Raw genomic sequence first — 19,397 nt, 5'->3', positions numbered from 1 at the left:
GTGGCTTGCGCCAATCTTTTTTCGCCCAGACAATTCAGCTTCGCTGCCTTGCCTGCAACACCGCCAGCATGTCGCTGTTGCCGTGTCAGTGGGTGCGCATTATAGGGAGCTTAATCTTTTGTGCAAGCACCAATTCACCAGAAAATTACGATTTTTATCTGTTTGCCCACTATTTCGCCCGAATAGTGTTTTTTTGTCCGTATAATGGTGAAAACAGCAGCAAACTTGAGAATGAATGGTGTGGCAATGACAAACTTAAGACCTTATCAGGGGATTACCCCAACGCTTGGACAACGCGTTTATATTGATGAAGCTAGTGTATTAGTCGGTGATATTACCCTTGGCGATGATGCCAGCATCTGGCCGTTGGTCGCGGCGAGAGGGGACGTCAATCGCATTGTCATTGGGCAGCGCAGTAATATTCAGGATGGCTCAGTACTACATGTTACCCGTCGCTCAGCGAATAATCCCGAGGGGTTTCCACTACTCATAGGTGATGATGTCACGGTTGGTCATAAAGCCATGCTGCACGGCTGTACTATAGGTAATAGCGTGTTAGTCGGCATGGGTACGATTATTCTGGATAATGTGGTAGTGGAAGACAATGTGATTATTGGGGCTGGCTCTGTGGTTCCGCCGGGGAAACGCTTGCAGGCGGGATACTTGTATATGGGCAATCCCGCGCGGCAAGCCAGACCTTTGACGGAACAGGAACTCAAATTTTTGCCGGCATCCGCAGATAACTATGTGCGCCTGAAACAGGAATATCTGCAACAGTATGAGTCAGCAACGCAGCTCTAGCCGATGAAGATATCGCCCTGAGAATCAAAGGCTTCTTCGGTTATCAGCGCTTCTGCCATTTCTTCCAGGTCAAAGCGCTGATGTTCAAACACCTCAATAGTGTCATCTGCACCAACTAATTGCGGCACAGAAAATTGCTGTAGATAACGACGTGAGACCTGACATCTAATGAGGTTTCCCTGTTGTTGGGCAGTAAACTCCACCACATCTAGTTCCGCTATCCAGCACACCAGCTCATTGAAAATCACCGATTGGTTCATACTGTATGCTCATCCGCCAACTGTTGTCGTAGCTGTTGCAGCACTGGTTCAACTTGTGGCATCACGCCTCGCCATAAGTAAAAACTATATGCGGCCTGCCCGACCAACATGCCCAAACCATCAATTGCCTGCGTAGCGCCGTTAGCTTGGCACCAGAGGTTAAAAACTGTTGGCGCGGCACCATACATCATGTCATAGCAAAATGCTTGGCTAACGACTACTGCCGGAATGGCCGGTAAACTCCCAGACAAACTGGCAGAGGTGGAGTTGATCACGACATCATAAGCGCCAACCAATTGCTCAGCCTGCACCGCGTGCACTTTTTCTGGGTGCAACGCCGCCAAAACCTCAGCCTTGCTGATGGTACGATTGCAGATATCAATTTGAGCGACACCCGCCGTTAGCAGTGGTAACAGACAACCACGGGCAGCGCCGCCGGCACCGAGCAGTAACACTCTTTTATGCTGCAAAACAATAAAACGCTGGAGATCTGTTACTAGGCCGAAACCATCGGTGTTATCCCCGCGAATTCGTCCATCAGCTAACCTAATCAACGTGTTAACAGCTCCGGCCATTTCAGCTGCGGGACTGAGTTCATCACACATACGGTATGCCTGTTCTTTAAATGGCACGGTGACGTTAGCGCCGCAACCACCAGCAGCAAAAAACCGTTGAGCGGTGCCAACAAAGTCGTCTAACGGTACCAAGGCCGCCTCATAACGCATATTGGTATTACTCTGTTCAGCAAATGCCTTATGAATCAATGGCGATTTACTATGCTTGATAGGATTACCGAAAACGACGTATTGATCTGTCATGGTACGGGATTAACAACGGATGATTGCGGCAGTGTACCCTCGAATGAGTTTCATCAGCAATCACTCTTCTCAGTGAAGTCCGCGACTGTGTATACTGGCCACAGAGTGACAGCAAGAGATCGTTATGAACTGGATAAAAAAAATACTTGGCCGCGAAATCGAAGACAGAGACCCTGCACAATCGAACGCTTATGATTTGATTGGTGGTGACCAGACCATTCGCGCCATTGCCAAGCATTTTTATCAAGCAATGCAGCAGCGCGAAGATACTCAACAGCTACTGGCAATTCATCCCCATCCGCTATCGCAATCAGAACAAAAACTATATGAATTTCTCAGTGGTTGGCTCGGTGGACCACAATTGTTTCAACGGAAATATGGCAACCCAATGCTGAGAGCAAGACACATGCATTTCGCTATTGATGATAATATGCGCGATCAGTGGTTGCGGTGTATGGCGGTGGCGCTGGAACAGTCAGTGAAAAAGCCCGAACATCGGCAAGTCATTTACCAAGCAATAGCGCAACTCGCCGATCATATGCGCAACCAATAACCCGTTATTGGTTGTCTTTGCCATACAACTACACTGCTAACCAGTCTCTGGGCTTAAGGTAATTCTGGTAAAGATCGGCTTCTGGAGTGCCAGCCACTGGTTGGTAGTTATACTGCCAACGAACCAAAGGCGGCATCGACATCAAAATCGATTCAGTCCGTCCCCCAGTCTGTAACCCAAATAACGTGCCACGGTCATAAACTAGGTTAAATTCCACATAACGACCGCGACGATATAACTGAAATTGACGCTCTCGCTCACCGTATGGCGTATCTTTGCGTTTTTCCACTATTGGTTGATATTGCTCGATAAAGCCATTGCCTACCGCCTGCATAAAAGCCAAACATTGCTCAAAGCCACCTTCATTAAGGTCATCAAAAAACAGTCCTCCCACGCCGCGAGTTTCCTGGCGATGAGGCAGATAGAAATACTCGTCACACCATTTTTTGTATTTAGGATAAACCTCTTCCCCAAAAGGCTGACACAAAGCTTGTGCTTGCCGATGCCATTGCTGGACGTCCTCTAGATATGGGTAATAAGGTGTTAAATCGAAACCACCGCCAAACCACCAGACAGGATCGGCATCTGGTTTACGGGCAATAAAGAAACGCACGTTAGCATGGGTGGTCGGTACATAAGGATTATGGGGATGGATAACCAAGGATACCCCCATCGCTTCAAAACTACGGCCCGCCAGTTCTGGACGATGCGCCGTTGCAGACCCTGGCATCGCATCCCCGGTCACATGGGAAAAGTTAACGCCTGCCTGCTCAAACACCGCGCCATCCACCAGCACTTTGCTTTTACCCCCCCCCCCTAAAGGTCGTTCCCACGCATCTTCCATAAATGTGGCAGAGCCATCTAGTTGTTCTAACGCCTTGCAAATATGTTGCTGCAACTGCTGTAGATACTGTTTCACCATTTGTGAATCAGGTGCGGTCATATTAGCTCCTTAATGGATTATCCCTGTCGCAACACCTTGCCGCTGCGAATATCAATTATGGTTGAGGGTTGGTGTTGTTCGCCTAACGCTCCCGTGATTAGCGCGTCCAGCTTGCCATCAAAAGTCCGAAGGATTTCCTCAGCGGTAAGTGCCGGATTTTCACCGGCAAGATTGGCACTGGTAGAGATGAGTGGCTTGTTTAATAAATCACATAACTCGCGTACGACAGGATGAGCCGACACACGCACCGCGCAGGTATCAAACTGACCCCGCACCCAAGTTGATAATGACGTCCGGACGGGCATGATAAAAGTAAACGGGCCAGGCCATTTGGCAAAAGCGCTGGTTAACTGCGCTTCGGTCAGTTGTGTTTCATCAATATAAGGCCGTAGTTGCTGGAAATCACTGGCCACCATAATCAAGCCCTTTTGCCACGGCCGCTGTTTAATCTCCAGAATACGTTGTACTGCAGCTTCATCATCAGGATCACAACCTAAGCCATATACCGCTTCTGTTGGATAGGCGATTACACCACCGCGCAATAAAATCTCTTTACTGGCGGATGCCGGTATTTGCAACATCATTATACCTTTACACACAAGATGCTAATGGCGGCTAATGCCGTCGAGGGACTGAGAATTATAGCGACATCAATAAATGCTACCAACCATTGTTTGATGTAGATCACAAAAGCTTTTTGAAGCTACAGCTCTTTTGCGGACACTCCAACCGGACTCCAGCAGCACCACGACGTTCAACTAAAATACCAAAGCCACAGTCAGGACAGGTTTCTGCCCGAGGCGGGTAATTCACCAGATATTTGCATTTGGGGTAATTGCTACAAGCATAAAAAGTCTTACCAAAGCGGTTGGTTCTGGGCTCAAGGTTTCCGTTATGACATTGCGGACAAACAACCGTTTGTTGTGTTGGCTGCTGATCGTGTTTTTCGATATGTTTACATTCTGGATAGCGCGTACACCCAATAAAGATGCCGAAACGTCCGGATTTCACCGCTAATTCCGCGCCACATTCAGGACAGGCCGAACCGGGGATCGACTGCGACGCAATAGCTTCATGCTGCACCAATGGGCGGTTATAGTCACAGGTGGGGTAATTACTGCACCCTAGAAAACTCCCGTGTTTACTATGGCGAATATGCAACTCGGCACCACACTTGGGGCAAACTTCATATTCACGTTCTAGCGCGTGTTCCCGAGTATTGAAGAGTTGTTGATCAATCTTAGCCATGTTATGCGCTCACTGATTCACTGAAGGTTAATCATAGCATGTCATCACCGCGAATTTAGGGTATTAAAAAAGAGGCGTTACGCCTCTTTCTTCAATGACTCACTCAAGAATGTAATCGGCCATCTGGTTGCTCAAATATTAAGTCTTCCATCTGCGCATATGCAGATTCGTTTCCTGGGGCATTAAATAACACCATCAGGATGACCCATTTGAGATCATCAAGAACTAATGATGATTCATCTAACTCCATTACCCGATCAATGACCATTTCGCGGGTATTGAAGTTAAGTACGCCAATCTCCTCTAAAAACAACAGGAAACCACGACACTCTACATCAAGTTTGTCGATTTCTTCTTTGGTATAAATCCGGAAAGAATAGCTGTCATTGGTCCTGACATAAGGGGTATCACTTTCCTGCAGAGCAGCTAAACGCTCAAGCCAGCTGAGTGCTTTGAGGATTTCTGACTGATGAAAACCTGCACGAGTCAATTCCTTGGTCAACTCATCTTCGTCAACCATCAGTTCAACTTCACTATGAACATAGTTTTCAAACAGATACATGAGGATATCAAACATGGCTAGTTCCTCTTGAGTCTAACGTAACCACCGGGTACTGCGGCAACCCAACCTTGTAATTCAAGTTCAAGCAATTGTTCCAACACCAGATCCAACGTTATACCGCTCTGTTCAACCACAACATCAAGTGGTGTGGTCTCATACCCTACACTAGCTAACAGCGTTTTAAATGGCAACTGCGAGTTGTGTTCAGTTTGTAACGGAACATAACTCGGTAGTGCTTGCAGATGACTCTGCAACAACGGCGACAGCTCTTCTACTATATCGGCCAGTGATTCCACAAGTTTTGCCCCATTTTTAATTAAATCGTGGCATCCCTGATGATCACCACCGAGCACAGCACCGGGCACGGCAAACACTTCCCGCCCTTGTTCCATAGCTGTTCTGGCGCTAATAAGAGAACCACTGCGGCGTCTGGCCTCGACCACCAGCGTTCCCAAAGCAAGGCCGCTGATTATACGGTTTCGCTTTGGAAAATTCCCAGCAAATGCTGTGACCGAAGGCCAAAATTCACTGATTACTGCACCATGTTGCTGAATATCTTCATAAAGTTGCCGATGACCTTTGGGGTAAATCTGTTCTACACCAGTCCCCAGCACCGCCACTGTCTGACCGCTACGGCTTAACGCACCTTTATGCGCAGCACCATCAATACCAGCGGCCATGCCACTGACGACCATAAGTCCAACACTGTCTAATTCCGCCGCCAACTGAAATGCCAATGACAAACCACCATGACTGGCAGCACGACTTCCAACCATCGCAACAGCAGGTCGCAATAAGACGTCGGGACAACCCTTGAGAAAAAGCACCGGAGGAGGATCGGGAATTTGCTGTAATAGAGGAGGATAAAACTGAGTATCACGACAAATAAGGTAATGGTGTGAAGCCTGTTGCTGCCACGCCAACGCTGCGTCAACTTTGCGCTAGGCGACAGCAATTTGTGGATCTGCCAGCGCTATCGGTAAAGACTTGGGTTCATGTTCCAGCCTTTGCCGCAACTCTGACACATCCATGTGTTCAAGCAGTTGTCCTATCCGTAGCGGGCCAAGCCCGGATACCGCACTGACAAACAACCAGTCGACCAGAGACGCTTCTGTCATTCTCCTTTCAGAATAGTCACAGGTTGCGTGAGCAGATCCCCCACCCGCACTGGACGCTTGTCAACCAAGATCAACCCCATGCTGGTCTTATCGAAAACTTTAAACACCATGAGCTGACCTCGGTAGAGATTTGGCAGTTTTACCGCACTCTCACTATCCATCGCGGCTAACAGTTTGTCATAGGCTGACTGCTCATCCGGTAGCACTGGGATATTGTCGTTACCAATGACAACTTCAGCACCGGGTTTGAACACTGTAAAAACCTGGCCGGCTTCCACACCGTCCTTGCTACCACGGTTAATATACACAATATCAAACTTACCCATTTCACGAATATCTTTTTCGGAAGCGAGAACCTTAGCTCCCGCAACCGTTCCAGCATGAGGCATCAGATAAGCAGACATGAACGCATCATCCTCAAGCGAGAATGCCCGAAAACCCGCGACGGTTTCTCGAAAGTTGTTCAGCAATAAAACCTTAGAAATATCACCTGCTTCAATCACTCGTCCAGTTGCAGTGAGAATGGCTTCCTGCCCCAGCGATTCACCGCTACTGTCATCCTCAAATTGCCGCCCTGGCTGATAAATACCTAATTTTGTTCCTTCAGGAAGATTGCCGCGGATATAAATAATATTGTCTGCCACATGATGTTTGGAAGGACTTTCGCCGCCCAACACCATAGGTTGTTGTTGCAGCCAATCAGGGTCAACAATACGATTTTGCACCAAATACTGCTCAATTAACGCCAAATCTATCAGTGGGATAGCATCGCTTTTGGACTTAATCCGGCCTTCAGGGCTGTTGTGTATAAAAGGTTTATTGACTAATCGCGGTTCACCATCAATGAATACCAGCGTCAGTCGGTCACCGGGGAATATTAGATGCGGATTGGCAATTTGCGGGTTGGCTCCCCAAAGCTTAGGCCAACGCCAGGGATCGTTCAGAAACATTGCTGAAATATCCCACAATGTGTCACCTTTTTTTACCACGTAGGTGTCGGGGCGCCCAGGTTTTAGAGTTAAGACATCGGCGTACACCCAGAAACCAATCAGAGACAATAACGCAAATAAAGTAAACCTTTTCATGGGCCCATCCGTGTTTTGTAGCTCAAATACCATTAATAATGAGCTTTTTCTGTTATTGACAGCCGCTAAGGATTAAAATTAACGCATTAGCACAAAATAGTATAACCAACTCGCGTGGTTTTAACACAATTGTTACGAGTTACCTATGGCTTTGTTAAATGTACTAAGATTTCCTGATGAACGACTGCGAACGGTCGCCGAACCCGTGACTGAATTCAACGTGGCACTTCAGCAACAGATCGACGATATGTTCGAAACCATGTATACCGAAAAAGGTATTGGTCTGGCTGCGACACAAGTAGACTTTCACAAACAACTTATCGTGATGGATCTACAGGACGATGTTGAGCGTCCACAAGTATTTATCAATCCGAAGATCATCAGTTCCAGTGGCGATTTCTGCAATGAGGAAGGCTGCCTGTCAGTACCAGGGATTTATGCTCAGGTAGACAGAGCGGAATTTGTGACCGTGACGGCACTCGACCGTGACGGCAATGAATTTACTGCGGAAGCTGATGGCTTGTTTGCTATCTGTATCCAGCACGAAATGGATCATCTGAAGGGTAAGTTATTTGTCGATTATCTGTCGCCCTTGAAGCGCCAGCGTATCAGGCAGAAACTCGAAAAAGCCGCCCGTCAGGAAGCCAAACAGGCTTAACCTTAACCAAACAGGAAAGATTTTGACGTCCTTGAAAGTAATATTTGCCGGGACACCGGATTTTGCTGCCCGCCACTTGCAGACATTGCTGAACTCAGAGCATGAGGTTATTGCGGTATACACGCAACCAGATCGTCCTGCTGGACGCGGTCAGAAATTGATGCCAAGCCCAGTAAAAGCGCTAGCAGTTGAACACAATCTGCCCGTGTATCAACCCAAGTCACTGCGTAATGACGAGGCACAACAGCAACTGGCAGCGCTAGAGGCCGATATCATGGTGGTGGTCGCTTACGGGCTTATTCTGCCTCAAGCGGTATTAGATGCCCCCAGACTGGGATGCATTAACGTCCATGGATCTATATTGCCACGCTGGCGAGGTGCCGCACCAATTCAGCGGGCGATTTGGGCAGGCGATCAGGAAACTGGTGTCACCATTATGCAAATGGATGCAGGACTCGACACTGGCGCTATGCTACTTAAGACCCGATTGCCCATTACCGCAGAGGATACCTCTGCCAGTCTCTACGAGAAACTGGCCAAACAAGGGCCAGAGGCGTTGCTGCAAGCACTGCAGGGGCTGGCAACAAACACATTGAGCGCAGAACCCCAAGATGACGGGTTGGCCTGTTATGCTGATAAGCTCAGCAAAGAAGAGGCGGTTATCAATTGGCAAAAACCTGCGCAGACCTTATGGCAGGAGATCCGCGCATTTAATCCATGGCCGGTAAGCTATTTTGTGTTGCAGCAGCAAAACATCAAAGTTTGGCAAGCTAGCGTGGAGTCATCAGCCAACATCGCACAACCGGGCACCATAGTCAGGGCAGATAAACATGGAATTGCCGTTGCTACTGGTGCGGGTTTGCTACTACTGCAAACACTGCAATTACCCGGGAAAAAGGCAACTTCCGTCGCCGATATTCTTAACGCACGTGCCGATTGGTTCGCTCCGGGGACGGTACTGGAGACCATATGCGACTGAACCTCAGAGCGCTCGCAGCAACGGCTGTTTATGCGGTTCTTGAACAAGGTCAATCGCTATCTTCAGCATTACCTGAGCAACAACGGTTGCTGCCAAATCCGAAAGATAAAGCGCTACTCGCAGAGCTTTGCTACGGTGTTATGCGCGTTCTGCCGCAACTTGATCAATGCATCTCAGCCTGCCTGAATAAGCCTTTTAAAGGTAAGCAGCGGATTATTCATCAGTTACTACTACTAGGTTGTTATCAGCTGTATTTCACCCGCATTCCCGCTCATGCAGCCATTTCAGAAACCGCCGAGGCCTGCCGACAGCTTGGGCATGAAAGTTTGGTAAAAGTGGTAAATGGCGTGCTACGTAATATTCAGCGGCAGCAGCAACCATTATCAGAGGCCAACGACACGCTGAAATATAATTTTCCAGCGTGGATTATCAAAAAGCTACAAGTGGCCTACCCAGCACAATGGCCGCAGATTGTTGAAAACAGTCAGCAACGTCCGCCAATGTGGCTTCGTAACAATCGGCAACAACAAAGCCGCGAACAGTACCTACAACGCTTGCAACAACAAGCCATCGAGGCCACCGCCGGCAACAGTGACGATGCCATTATGCTGTCGAGCCCTGTTGACGTAGCGCAACTGCCTGACTTTGGCGTCGGCGCGGTATCAGTACAAGATGGTGCGGCGCAATGGGCCGCACAGCTACTTGATGCCCAGGCCGGAGAATTGGTACTCGATGCCTGTGCCGCTCCTGGAGGTAAGAGCTGCCATATCCTTGAACGCACGCCCGGCATTCGTCTGGTAGCGGTGGATAATGACAGCAAACGTTTGGAGCGAGTCAACCAGAATTTGCAGAGGCTAGGATTGGACGCCCAACTATTTGTCGGGGATGCTGCAGCTATTGACAGCTGGTGGCAAGGGCCACAATTTGATCGCATCTTGCTGGATGCACCCTGCTCTGCCACCGGCGTTATTCGCCGCCATCCCGATATTAAATGGCTGCGCAAGGCAGCAGATATTGCAGAGCTGAGCCATTTACAGGCCCAGATTCTAGACCATTGCTGGCAGTGGCTTAAACCTGGTGGAATATTACTATACGCCACCTGCTCCATCATGCCGGAAGAAAATCATCAACAGATTGCGGCCTTCCTCGCACGAACAGCCGATGCCGAACTGCAAGCTATCACAGCTTCGCAAGAAAATTGTTCACCAGACTGGCAAATACTTCCCGGACAAGACAATATGGACGGGTTTTACTATGCAAAGCTGCAAAAAAACAATACAGCTTAAGGCGCAATCCCGGGAAACATAAGCATGAAGATCATTATCCTCGGCGCAGGTCAGGTTGGCGGCACACTGGCTGAAAATCTGGTAGGTGAGAATAACGACATCACGATAGTTGACAGTGACCGCAACCGTCTTCGGGCACTGCAGGATAAATACGACCTACGAGTAGTTGCTGGTCATGCCGCAAATCCTGGGGTGCTGCAAGAAGCTGGTGCCGAAGATGCAGACATGCTGGTGGCGGTGACCAACAGTGATGAATGTAATATGACCGCCTGTCAGATTGCTTACACGCTTTTCGGCACCCCCACTAAGATTGCCCGTATTCGTTCAGAACAATATCTGGCTATCCGCGATAAGCTTTTTATCGATAGCGAAACCAAAAATAACGAAAGTAAACTGCGTGGTGGTTTTGTTATTGATGAACTGATCGCCCCAGAGCAGTTAGTAATTACTTACATTCATCGGTTAGTGGAATATCCGGGGGCTTTGCAGGTGCTCGACTTTGCTGACGGCAGGGTCAGTTTGGTAGCCGTCAGAGCCTATTACGGTGGCCCGTTAGTGGGCAACGCACTAGCAGCATTGCGCGAACATATGCCCAATATTGATACCCGGGTTGCGGCTATATTCCGCCAGGGGCGACCGATCATGCCGCGAGGAACCACCATCATCGAAGCCGACGATGAAGTCTTTTTCGTCGCCGACAGCCGCCATATTCGTGCGGTCATGAGTGAAATGCAAAAGCTGGACAGCTCCTATCGTAATATCATGATTGCCGGCGGTGGCAACATAGGATTAGGACTGGCAAAAAAACTGGAAAAAAACCATTCCGTCAAACTCATTGAACAAAAGCAAGAACGGGCTGAGCTGTTGTCAGAAAAACTGCAGAACACAACAGTATTCTGCGGTGATGCATCGGATCAGGAACTGCTGCTAGAAGAACATATTGACCAGACCGATGTGTTTATTGCAGTTACCAATGATGACGAAGCCAATATTATGTCAGCGTTGCTAGCAAAGCGTATGGGCGCCAAAAAAGTCATGGTGCTGATCCAGCGTGAAGCCTATGTGGATATTGTGCAGGAGGCGAATATCGATATTGCAATTTCTCCGCAGCAAGCCACCATATCGTCGCTATTAACTCACATCCGCCAAGGTGATATCTGTAACGTCTATTCCCTGCGTCGTGGTGCCGCCGAAGCCATTGAAGCCATTGCTCACGGCGATGCCAGCACCAGTAAAGTGGTCGGGAAGCAAGTTGGCGAGATCAAACTACCGCCAGGCACAACCATTGGGGCGATTGTGCGCGATGAAGAGGTGCTAATGGCACATGATCGCACAGTTATTGCCCAAGGCGACCATGTGATTCTATTCCTGGTAAATAAGAAATTTGTCAGCGACGTTGAAAAGTTATTCCAGCCAAGCGCATTCTTCTTCTAGGTTACAACGATGCTGAACTTTAAGCCGCTGCTGTTTATTCTGGGATTATTCTTGTCAATGCTGACAGGTTTCATGTTTATCCCGCTGGCATTTGCACTGGTATATGGCGAAGAAACGGTGATGGCGTTTCTGATTTCAGCGATTTTTACCGGCATTTTTGCCACTATCTGTGTTCACCGAGGACAAAGCGGCAAGCTGCACCTTAACATCCGCGACATGTTTTTGCTGACCAGTCTCACCTGGGTCATCGTTAGCCTGTTTGCCGCGATGCCATTCACCTTGTATCACGGAATTGGATACACCGATGCGTTTTTCGAAACTATGTCAGGTGTCACCACTACAGGTTCTACCGTGTTATCTGGTCTGGATAATATGGATCACAGCATTCTTATCTGGCGCTCGCTGTTACAGTGGCTCGGAGGGATAGGCTTTATTGTGATGGCGGTTGCTATTTTACCCTTCCTCAACGTAGGGGGGATGCGGCTGTTCCGCACTGAATCATCCGATTGGTCTGACAAAACTATTCCCAGAACGCAAAGTCTCGCCAAATATCTGTTTATGGTTTATGTCGGCCTGACAGTCGCCTGTGGTATGGCTTATCACTGGGCGGGTATGAACTGGTTTCAAGCCATTAATCATGCGATGACCACCCTGTCTACTGGTGGATATTCCACCTCAGATAACTCGATGGCCGCTTTCCCAGAACGTTGTCACTGGGTCGGTATTGCGTTTATGGCAGCCGGTGGTTTACCACTGCTCACCTTTGCGCAAACTATTCAGGCCCGGACGTTGCGCGTGTGGAATGACGCCCAAATAAAGGGTTATCTGCTATTTCTGCTATTTGTGTCGTTTGGGTTGGCATTGTGGTTGAGTAGCAGTAAAAATCTGGCCTTTATTGATGCCTTAAGACTGTCGGCCTTCAATGTGGTGTCGGTGGTGACCACTACCGGCTACGGCTTAACTGACTACAGCCAGTGGGGTGCTTTGGCGGTGATCAGTTTTCTCTTCCTGATGCTGGTTGGTGGCTGCTCAGGCTCCACCGCCGGCGGTATTAAGATTTTCCGTTTCCAAATTGCTGTCGCCATTATGCGTGAGCAATTGAAACAGCAGTTCCATCCGAATGGGATCTTCCGTGAACGCTACAACAACCGCCCAATCAATGAAGAGATCGTGCGTTCGCTGGTAACGTTTATGATGTTGTTTATGCTGGTGATTGTCTTACTGACACTGATTCTGGTGTTATGTGGACTTGATCCTATGACCAGTCTTTCTGGTGCAATAACCGCCGTCACCAACGTGGGGCCGGGACTAGGCCCGGTCATTGGCCCTGCCGGTAACTTTGCATCGTTACCGGTAGTTGCCAAGTGGGCTTTATCGATAGGTATGCTGCTGGGCCGATTGGAAATTCTGACCGTTGCAGTGCTGTTCCATCCTAGCTTTTGGCGGTATTAATCCGTCGGAATCAAGGTCAGAAGATGGTCGGCATAAGTTTCAAGATCCTGGTAATCGGTGTAATCAATCACCGCTTTAGTATCGGTTGGGCCATGAGTGATCTTCATGATCAGGCGGATCATCTGCTTATCCAGCCAGCGCCAAGATGGGTAATCAACTTTACCCGCAATAATCTTCACGTCCTGAGGCTTCCAAGCAGATAACTCCAGAAACTTTTGCAGATAGCGGTTATTTTTTGGAATACGCTTTTCCGGATTACGGGCAACAACATTGACCGAAAAAAAGCTAATCGCTTTGGCCTGTAACTGTGGTAAATGTTTACTACAAAATTCAAAAACACTCTTGTCATAAGTGCCATATAACACACAGGCACCCAGTACCACGGCGTCCCAACTCTGCCAGTCAACCCCCTCTTTCTCAGCCTCAAGCAAATCCATTATTTCACATCTGTACCCTTGCTGCTGCATTCGGTGTGCAATACAGCGGGAGATCCTGGCGGTGTGGCCGCCACGGGAATAATAGAGAATCAGAATGGATTTCATAGCAATACCTGCTCAACCTAATAAAAATCAACAATAAAAGATGATAATGACGGATATGAAAGTAAAATAAAGTGATAATTACCAAATAGGACAAGCAGTGGCTGTGTTTTGATGGTAAAAGTGGGATCCAGCTAAAAGACTGGTGAGTTGTCCGACACGTAACATTCAATTAGAATCATCTAATCAAGAAGTAGAGGTAATAGTAAACATGCCACCCGTAGATATTAACATTGACGCTATGTTGTCGAACGCAGAGATTGCCGCAAAATGGTTAAAGGCGGTTGCGAATCCGTATCGGCTAATGATCCTTTGCTTACTGCTGGATAAAGAACTCAGCGTAACCGAGATCAATGAAGCGGTACCACTGAGCCAATCAGCATTATCTCAGCATCTAGCAGTATTGCGCGCAGAAGATCTGGTCGACACCCGAAAGAGTTCCCAAATCGTCTATTACAGCCTTAAAAATCAGCAAGTTACTGAAGTTATTTCTATTCTTCACCGCAAATTCTGCTCCGCTGAGTGTTAACATATCAGCGGGCCGCAAATTCCCTCGCAAACTGCCGCACCTGCTCCCAGTCTGTAAATTCATAGGCCTGGGAGGTGTCGGTGGGACCTTTGGTTAACCACATGATAAAGCGGATTGCTGTGCGGTCTAACCAGCCATAATCGGCGTAAACGATTCTGCCAGCAAACACCCCCAATTGCTGCGGTTGCCAAAGCGACAATTGCTGAAATTTCAGCATGTAGGGGTTGGTCTGCGGTGTATTTTTCTCTGGCTTACGCGCCACCACATTCACACTAAAAAAGGCGTTTTTCCTACCATCCAGCAACGTCTTATAGCGATTAACAAACTGATAGAGCGCTGGACGATGTTTGCCATAACGGATACTGGCACCAATCAGCACTTTGTCACAATGCTGCAGCTGTTCTTCCGTGGTCTCGGAAAGCTCACTGAAAGTCACATGCTCTCCAGCTTGCTCTAGCTCCGTCGCCATCGCTTGGCAAATTCGCCTAGTCTGTCCATCCACCGTTGAATAAATAATCAGGGTATTACACATCAGTCTTTCCAAAAAGTTGGGGTAAAAAGTACCAGTAAAGTAAATATTTCTAGGCGACCGAACAACATGCCCACCACCAGCACATACTTGGCACCATCTGACACATTGGCATAGTTGGACGCCACCGTACCTAATCCAGGGCCAAGGTTATTCAGACAAGCCGCAGTAGCACTAAACGACGAGATAGCATCCATGCCAAGCGCCATCAAAATTAGCATGCTGATGAGAAACACCAGAGTATATGCTGAAAAGAACCCCCATACCGCATCCACCACTCGGTCCGATAATGAACGGTTGCCAATACGGATAGCAAACATTGCCTTAGGATGGATCAGCCGCTTAAGCTCCCGCGCACCTTGTAAAAACAGCAACACCACCCGAATCACCTTGATACCACCCGCGGTCGAACCGCCGCTGCCACCAATGAAGCTAGAAAAAATCAGTAAAATGGGTAAAAACAAAGGCCAAGAGTGAAAACTCTCGGTGCTGAATCCGGCGGTTGTGGAGATAGAAACCGCCTGGAATAACGCATAATCTAGAGTTTCTTCTGGCGAATCATAAATGCCACTATGGAGTAATGTAAAAAAGCAGATGGCACCCAATACCAGTTGGATCAAGATCAGCGCTTTGAATTCAGCATCATGAAAATACACCCTAAAGTTAATTCCGCGTCGGGAAAAAGCTGCAAAATGCAGACTGAAGTTCACTGCAGCAATGAGTAAAAACACCATGCAAATCAAATTTATCAGCGGACTTTGATAATAGCCGATACTAGCGTCGTGAGTGGAGAAGCCACCAATGGCGATAGTCGAAAAAGCGTGGCATACAGCATCAAACAGATCCATACCGGCATACCAAAATGCTAACGCGCAGGCCACAGTTAGCAGCAAATAGATATACCATAGTGTTTTAGCGGTCTCGGCTATCCTGGGCGTCATTTTTGTGTCTTTTACCGGCCCCGGGATCTCTGCCCGGTATAGCTGCATACCACCAATACCCAAAACCGGCAGGATAGCAACTGCCAGCACAATGATCCCCATGCCACCGAGCCATTGCAGCAGATGTCGATAAAATAAGATGGCCTTGGGTAAATGATCGAGCCCCACGATGACTGTAGCTCCGGTCGTGGTCAGTGCTGAAAATGACTCAAAAACACTATCAGCAAGCGACAATTCCGGCTGTTTCACTAACAAAAACGGTAATGTCCCGATCACACCTAGCACAGTCCAAAACAAAACAACGATAAGAAAACCTTCCCGGGTTCGCAAATCGGCCTTATGTTGCCGATTGGGATACCACAGCATAAATCCCAATAACAGGCTAAGAACAAATGCCTGGATAAAAGCTGCGCCCCCGCCATCTTCGTAAAATAATGCCACCAGCGCCGGAGGCACCATAGTGAGAGAAAACAAGCCCACCAGTAATCCGGTTATACGGGTAATAGTGCGATAGTGCATTTAGCCCTTTTGCCATGTTGCTTAGTAGGTCCGCGACGTATTGTTACACAGTTTTTAAGCGGCTTCACTGGAAAAGCTAAGTCGCAATTGCCCTTGACTAATCCGTTGCAGTGTCTCTGCCAGCGCGATTCGAGCAGAGACAGGTATTGCCAGATGTAATAACACTTGTTCCGAGAACTGCCGTTCCACAATAGTCACATTAAACTGCCCCAGATAATGCTCTACATCCGGCAACTGCGCATATTCACAACATATACTGGCAGCAAGCGTTTTGACTTTAGTACTCAATGTCAGCTGTTTTAGTGCATGCTTAACACCCGAACTGTAAGCACGCACCAATCCGCCCACACCCAACTCTACGCCACCAAAATAACGAATGACGATAGATCCAACTTCACCAATACCTGAGCCTTTCAGCACATTAAGCATCGGTCGACCCGCACTACCTGAAGGCTCGCCATCATCGCTGCAGGTTAGCGCCGTATCATCGCTTGGATCTGACATTATGGCAGCTTGACAGTAATGTGTTGCTGCAGGATAAGCTTCCCTGATGGATGCCAGCTTGTCTTTAAATGCAGCGACAGATGGACAATGGAATAGCACTGTCACGAAGCGGCTGTGTTTAATCTCTTCTTCAAAAACAACCTCACCACTCGGTATTGGGTAACTGTCAGACACCAGTAGCCTCATTTAAAAGTCAACGTCACAGCACCATTCTGCCTGCTGTCGAAGTATTACTTCAACTCCCAGCTGCGGTTAACGCTGATATTCGACTTAAGGATAATTCGCCTGGAATTGGCTTTTTTCTATTCGGAATAAGTCAGCCGCATCAAATAGTTGTGACTTAATTCACAATTTTTCTCTTTCTCAAATGTCACCAAAATTAAACGATCGTTTAAATTGGGTGTTGTATTTTGTCCTTTTTCACCGCAAACTGAGTAGCAAATAACTTCTCGCCAGCCTCGCAGCCCTCACATAAGGAATGCAAGCATGATCTATAAAAGCGATACTATTCAAGTTGAACTGCTCGATAGCAAAATTGCAACTCTTCGTTTTAATTCAGATGGTTCTGTTAATAAATTTGATCGTAAAACCTTAGCCTCTGTGAGTGAAGCGCTGGATGTTATCAGCGCGACAGCAGAAATTCGCGGCCTGCTACTGACCTCCACGAAAGACAACTTTATTGTTGGTGCCGATATCACGGAATTTCTGGAACTGTTTGCGCAAGAAGATAAAGTACTACTGTCGTGGCTGCAGTTGGCAAACAGCATTTTCAATAAGCTGGAAGATTTGCCCTACCCAACCGCCGCAGCGGTGAACGGTTATGCTCTCGGTGGTGGTTGTGAGGTCATTTTGGCGACTGATTTCCGTATTGGAGATAACTCCGCAAAGGTGGGGCTGCCAGAAACTAAGCTGGGGATTATTCCGGGGTTTGGTGGCACGGTGCGATTACCTCGGCTTATTGGTGCCGATAACGCCCTTGAATGGATCACCACAGGGAAAGAGCATCGCCCTGATGACGCCCTGAAAGTTGGCTTCTTAGACGCAGTCACTACACCAGAAAATTTACAAAATGTAGCACTGCAAATGTTAGAAGATGCCATCTCAGGCAAGCTTGACTGGCAAGCCAGACGCTCACAGAAGCAACAGGCTTTACAGTTGAACAAGATGGAAGCACTCATGTCCTTTACTACCGCCAAAGGAATGGTCTTTGCGGTAGCGGGTAAGCACTATCCGGCGCCGATGGCAGCTGTGGGCGTCGTAGAACAAGCCGCCTCAATGGACCGCGAACAAGCGCTGCAAGTAGAGCATCAAGCATTTATAAAGCTTGCTAAAACGGATGTGGCGCAAGCGCTCATCGGTATATTCCTCAATGATCAATTGGTGAAGAGCAAAGCTAAGAAGGCAATTAAGACTGCCCATGAGGTTCAACATGCCGCAGTACTCGGTGCGGGGATCATGGGTGGTGGTATCGCCTACCAGAGCGCCAGCAAAGGCACTCCTATTGTCATGAAAGACATTAATGATAATGCGCTGACATTGGGGCTATCAGAAGCAGCCAAACTACTAACAGCGCAGGTAGAACGCGGTCGTTCATCGCCACAGAAAATGGCGCAGGTATTAAATGCTATCACTCCAGCTTTAGATTATTCAGCAGTAAAGCAAGCCGATATCGTGGTTGAAGCAGTGGTTGAAAATCCAAAAGTAAAAAGCGCGGTTTTAGCTGAAGTGGAGCAGGTGCTGGCTGATGATGCAGTTATTGCCTCCAACACTTCTACGATATCCATTGACTTACTTGCTCAGAACCTTAAACAACCACAACGCTTCTGCGGTATGCACTTTTTCAATCCCGTTCATAAGATGCCGTTGGTAGAAGTTATCCGCGGTAAAGACACCTCAGATAGCACTATCGCCACTGTTGTTGCTTATGCCAGCAAGATGGGCAAAACCCCGATTGTTGTGAATGACTGCCCTGGCTTCTTTGTCAATCGCGTACTGTTCCCCTACTTTGCCGGCTTCAATGCTTTAATTGCAGATGGTGCTGACTTTGCGGTTGTCGACAAAGTGATGGAAAAACAGTTTGGCTGGCCAATGGGCCCAGCTTATTTGCTAGATGTCGTTGGTATGGACACGGGACATCATGCACAAGAAGTGATGGCACAAGGATTTCCTGAAAGGATGGCGACCAGTGGCCAAGACGCGTTACAACTGATGTTTGCCCAAAATCGCCTAGGGCAAAAGAATGGCAAAGGTTTTTATCGATATAATCCAGATAAAAAGGGCAAACCCAAAAAAGAGACAGATGCTATCACTTATGAATTGTTAGCGGCGGCTTTCGGATCATTAAAAGAGTTTAGCGCCGACGAAATTATTGCCAGAACTATGATCCCAATGATTAACGAAACCGTGCGTTGTCTTGAAGAAGGCATTGTGGCCTCACCGGCAGAAGCAGATATGGGGTTGGTATATGGTCTCGGCTTCCCGCCTTTCCGTGGTGGCGTATTCCGCTATGTAGAAACCATGGGGCTCGCCAACTATGTTGCTTGGGCAGATAAATACGCTCATCTTGGGCCACTGTATCAGGTGACGGATGCTATGCGACAACTCGCTGCCGAAAATGGCCACTACTATCAGCACTAATT

General features: G+C 48.0%; 23 protein-coding genes. 10 read left to right on the top strand and 13 right to left on the bottom strand.

The features are described 5' to 3' along the window. Both IE064_RS18170 and IE064_RS13955 read left to right on the top strand, forming a co-directional pair. Positions 1-308: hypothetical protein (locus tag IE064_RS18170; protein ID WP_229800059.1), on the top strand; the 308-nt coding region annotated here is incomplete at its 5' end. Continuing rightward, positions 247-801: a gamma carbonic anhydrase family protein gene (locus IE064_RS13955; RefSeq protein WP_373295273.1), complete on the top strand. Its 555-nt coding sequence runs from the start codon at positions 247-249 to the stop codon at positions 799-801. The genes IE064_RS18170 and IE064_RS13955, both read left to right, overlap by 62 nt. Here the strand turns inward: IE064_RS13955 and IE064_RS13950 are convergent. Continuing rightward, complete coding sequence (locus IE064_RS13950) at positions 798-1,061, bottom strand: DUF1488 family protein (protein WP_189618294.1); 264 nt, start codon at positions 1,059-1,061, stop codon at positions 798-800. The genes IE064_RS13955 and IE064_RS13950 overlap by 4 nt on opposite strands. Continuing rightward, positions 1,058-1,879, bottom strand: coding sequence for a shikimate dehydrogenase (gene aroE, locus IE064_RS13945; RefSeq protein WP_189618293.1), 822 nt, complete (start codon positions 1,877-1,879; stop codon positions 1,058-1,060). Before aroE ends, IE064_RS13950 begins: the two co-directional genes overlap by 4 nt. Positions 1,880-2,003: 124 nt before the next feature. Between aroE and IE064_RS13940 the strand changes: the two genes are divergently transcribed. Then, on the top strand, positions 2,004-2,432 hold the full coding sequence (locus tag IE064_RS13940) for a group II truncated hemoglobin (RefSeq protein WP_189618292.1): 429 nt from the start codon (positions 2,004-2,006) through the stop codon (positions 2,430-2,432). 28 nt (positions 2,433-2,460) lie between these two features. Here IE064_RS13940 and hemF read toward each other — a convergent pair whose 3' ends face one another. The 7 genes from hemF to IE064_RS13910 all read right to left on the bottom strand — a co-directional run bounded on the left by hemF (position 2,461) and on the right by IE064_RS13910 (position 7,388). After that, on the bottom strand, positions 2,461-3,375 hold the full coding sequence (gene hemF, locus IE064_RS13935) for an oxygen-dependent coproporphyrinogen oxidase (protein WP_189618291.1): 915 nt from the start codon (positions 3,373-3,375) through the stop codon (positions 2,461-2,463). A gap of 17 nt (positions 3,376-3,392) precedes the next feature. Beyond that, positions 3,393-3,956 (bottom strand): L-threonylcarbamoyladenylate synthase type 1 TsaC, encoded by a 564-nt coding sequence (tsaC, locus tag IE064_RS13930; RefSeq protein ID WP_189618290.1) that lies wholly within the window; start codon positions 3,954-3,956, stop codon positions 3,393-3,395. Positions 3,957-4,059: 103 nt separating this feature from the next. Then, positions 4,060-4,623 (bottom strand): DNA topoisomerase family protein, encoded by a 564-nt coding sequence (locus IE064_RS13925; protein ID WP_189618289.1) that lies wholly within the window; start codon positions 4,621-4,623, stop codon positions 4,060-4,062. Positions 4,624-4,726: 103 nt separating this feature from the next. Further along, positions 4,727-5,200, bottom strand: a complete 474-nt coding sequence (locus IE064_RS13920; protein ID WP_189618288.1) for a DUF494 family protein — start codon at positions 5,198-5,200, stop codon at positions 4,727-4,729. A 2-nt stretch (positions 5,201-5,202) separates the two neighbouring features. Continuing rightward, the gene (gene dprA / locus IE064_RS13915) at positions 5,203-6,108 is read right to left on the bottom strand and encodes a DNA-processing protein DprA (RefSeq protein WP_373295272.1); all 906 of its coding nucleotides are present in this window, start codon (positions 6,106-6,108) and stop codon (positions 5,203-5,205) included. 18 nt (positions 6,109-6,126) lie between these two features. Next, on the bottom strand, positions 6,127-6,303 hold the full coding sequence (locus tag IE064_RS18310) for a hypothetical protein (protein WP_373295271.1): 177 nt from the start codon (positions 6,301-6,303) through the stop codon (positions 6,127-6,129). Continuing rightward, a complete protein-coding gene (locus IE064_RS13910) occupies positions 6,300-7,388 on the bottom strand; it encodes a LysM peptidoglycan-binding domain-containing protein (RefSeq protein WP_189618287.1) in 1,089 nt (362 codons plus the stop codon). Before IE064_RS13910 ends, IE064_RS18310 begins: the two co-directional genes overlap by 4 nt. A 145-nt stretch (positions 7,389-7,533) precedes the next feature. Between IE064_RS13910 and def the strand changes: the two genes are divergently transcribed. The 5 genes from def to IE064_RS13885 are packed head-to-tail and all read left to right on the top strand — an operon-like array spanning position 7,534 to position 13,197. Beyond that, entirely contained in the window at positions 7,534-8,046 is a 513-nt protein-coding gene (def, locus tag IE064_RS13905; protein ID WP_189618286.1) for a peptide deformylase, read from the top strand. Between the two features lie 22 nt (positions 8,047-8,068). Continuing rightward, positions 8,069-9,025, top strand: coding sequence for a methionyl-tRNA formyltransferase (gene fmt, locus IE064_RS13900; protein ID WP_189618285.1), 957 nt, complete (start codon positions 8,069-8,071; stop codon positions 9,023-9,025). Beyond that, positions 9,022-10,311, top strand: a complete 1,290-nt coding sequence (gene rsmB, locus IE064_RS13895; RefSeq protein ID WP_189618296.1) for a 16S rRNA (cytosine(967)-C(5))-methyltransferase RsmB — start codon at positions 9,022-9,024, stop codon at positions 10,309-10,311. Before fmt ends, rsmB begins: the two co-directional genes overlap by 4 nt. Before the next feature lie 24 nt (positions 10,312-10,335). After that, positions 10,336-11,745: a Trk system potassium transporter TrkA gene (gene trkA, locus IE064_RS13890; protein ID WP_133038332.1), complete on the top strand. Its 1,410-nt coding sequence runs from the start codon at positions 10,336-10,338 to the stop codon at positions 11,743-11,745. A 9-nt stretch (positions 11,746-11,754) separates the two neighbouring features. Beyond that, complete coding sequence (locus IE064_RS13885) at positions 11,755-13,197, top strand: TrkH family potassium uptake protein (protein ID WP_133038333.1); 1,443 nt, start codon at positions 11,755-11,757, stop codon at positions 13,195-13,197. Here the strand turns inward: IE064_RS13885 and hemG (IE064_RS13880) are convergent. Next, a complete protein-coding gene (gene hemG, locus IE064_RS13880) occupies positions 13,194-13,739 on the bottom strand; it encodes a menaquinone-dependent protoporphyrinogen IX dehydrogenase (RefSeq protein ID WP_189618284.1) in 546 nt (181 codons plus the stop codon). The two genes, IE064_RS13885 and hemG (IE064_RS13880), sit on opposite strands and share 4 nt — an antisense overlap. A 208-nt stretch (positions 13,740-13,947) precedes the next feature. Between hemG (IE064_RS13880) and IE064_RS13875 the strand changes: the two genes are divergently transcribed. Then, positions 13,948-14,265, top strand: a complete 318-nt coding sequence (locus tag IE064_RS13875) for an ArsR/SmtB family transcription factor (RefSeq protein ID WP_133038335.1) — start codon at positions 13,948-13,950, stop codon at positions 14,263-14,265. A 4-nt stretch (positions 14,266-14,269) separates the two neighbouring features. On the opposite strand, the gene hemG (IE064_RS13870) is transcribed toward IE064_RS13875, so the two are convergent. From hemG (IE064_RS13870) to IE064_RS13860, 3 genes are read right to left on the bottom strand one after another with little or no spacing between them, the layout of a single operon-like run. Then, the gene (gene hemG / locus IE064_RS13870) at positions 14,270-14,797 is read right to left on the bottom strand and encodes a menaquinone-dependent protoporphyrinogen IX dehydrogenase (protein ID WP_189618283.1); all 528 of its coding nucleotides are present in this window, start codon (positions 14,795-14,797) and stop codon (positions 14,270-14,272) included. Further along, complete coding sequence (locus tag IE064_RS13865) at positions 14,797-16,254, bottom strand: TrkH family potassium uptake protein (RefSeq protein WP_189618282.1); 1,458 nt, start codon at positions 16,252-16,254, stop codon at positions 14,797-14,799. Before IE064_RS13865 ends, hemG (IE064_RS13870) begins: the two co-directional genes overlap by 1 nt. Before the next feature lie 54 nt (positions 16,255-16,308). Next, positions 16,309-16,932 (bottom strand): YigZ family protein, encoded by a 624-nt coding sequence (locus IE064_RS13860; RefSeq protein ID WP_189618281.1) that lies wholly within the window; start codon positions 16,930-16,932, stop codon positions 16,309-16,311. A 312-nt stretch (positions 16,933-17,244) separates the two neighbouring features. On the opposite strand from IE064_RS13860, the gene fadB reads away from it, so the two are divergent. Next, the gene (fadB, locus tag IE064_RS13855; RefSeq protein ID WP_189618280.1) at positions 17,245-19,395 is read left to right on the top strand and encodes a fatty acid oxidation complex subunit alpha FadB; all 2,151 of its coding nucleotides are present in this window, start codon (positions 17,245-17,247) and stop codon (positions 19,393-19,395) included. The last annotated feature ends 2 nt before the right edge of the window (positions 19,396-19,397 follow it).

It is taken from the genome of Shewanella fodinae (assembly GCF_014651955.1).
GTDB lineage: Bacteria > Pseudomonadota > Gammaproteobacteria > Enterobacterales > Shewanellaceae > Shewanella > Shewanella fodinae.
The sequence above is the reverse complement of the archived record's forward strand: the minus strand, read 5'-3'. Positions and strand labels throughout refer to the sequence as shown.

Coding starts and splice junctions, on each gene's coding strand:
- IE064_RS13955 (WP_373295273.1), top strand. CDS start 247: ATGACAAACTTAAGACCTTATCAGGGGATTACCCCAACGCTTGGACAA.
- IE064_RS13950 (WP_189618294.1), bottom strand. CDS start 1,061: ATGAACCAATCGGTGATTTTCAATGAGCTGGTGTGCTGGATAGCGGAA.
- aroE (WP_189618293.1), bottom strand. CDS start 1,879: ATGACAGATCAATACGTCGTTTTCGGTAATCCTATCAAGCATAGTAAA.
- IE064_RS13940 (WP_189618292.1), top strand. CDS start 2,004: ATGAACTGGATAAAAAAAATACTTGGCCGCGAAATCGAAGACAGAGAC.
- hemF (WP_189618291.1), bottom strand. CDS start 3,375: ATGACCGCACCTGATTCACAAATGGTGAAACAGTATCTACAGCAGTTG.
- tsaC (WP_189618290.1), bottom strand. CDS start 3,956: ATGTTGCAAATACCGGCATCCGCCAGTAAAGAGATTTTATTGCGCGGT.
- IE064_RS13925 (WP_189618289.1), bottom strand. CDS start 4,623: ATGGCTAAGATTGATCAACAACTCTTCAATACTCGGGAACACGCGCTA.
- IE064_RS13920 (WP_189618288.1), bottom strand. CDS start 5,200: ATGTTTGATATCCTCATGTATCTGTTTGAAAACTATGTTCATAGTGAA.
- IE064_RS18310 (WP_373295271.1), bottom strand. CDS start 6,303: ATGACAGAAGCGTCTCTGGTCGACTGGTTGTTTGTCAGTGCGGTATCC.
- IE064_RS13910 (WP_189618287.1), bottom strand. CDS start 7,388: ATGAAAAGGTTTACTTTATTTGCGTTATTGTCTCTGATTGGTTTCTGG.
- def (WP_189618286.1), top strand. CDS start 7,534: ATGGCTTTGTTAAATGTACTAAGATTTCCTGATGAACGACTGCGAACG.
- trkA (WP_133038332.1), top strand. CDS start 10,336: ATGAAGATCATTATCCTCGGCGCAGGTCAGGTTGGCGGCACACTGGCT.
- IE064_RS13885 (WP_133038333.1), top strand. CDS start 11,755: ATGCTGAACTTTAAGCCGCTGCTGTTTATTCTGGGATTATTCTTGTCA.
- hemG (WP_189618284.1), bottom strand. CDS start 13,739: ATGAAATCCATTCTGATTCTCTATTATTCCCGTGGCGGCCACACCGCC.
- IE064_RS13875 (WP_133038335.1), top strand. CDS start 13,948: ATGCCACCCGTAGATATTAACATTGACGCTATGTTGTCGAACGCAGAG.
- hemG (WP_189618283.1), bottom strand. CDS start 14,797: ATGTGTAATACCCTGATTATTTATTCAACGGTGGATGGACAGACTAGG.
- IE064_RS13865 (WP_189618282.1), bottom strand. CDS start 16,254: ATGCACTATCGCACTATTACCCGTATAACCGGATTACTGGTGGGCTTG.
- fadB (WP_189618280.1), top strand. CDS start 17,245: ATGATCTATAAAAGCGATACTATTCAAGTTGAACTGCTCGATAGCAAA.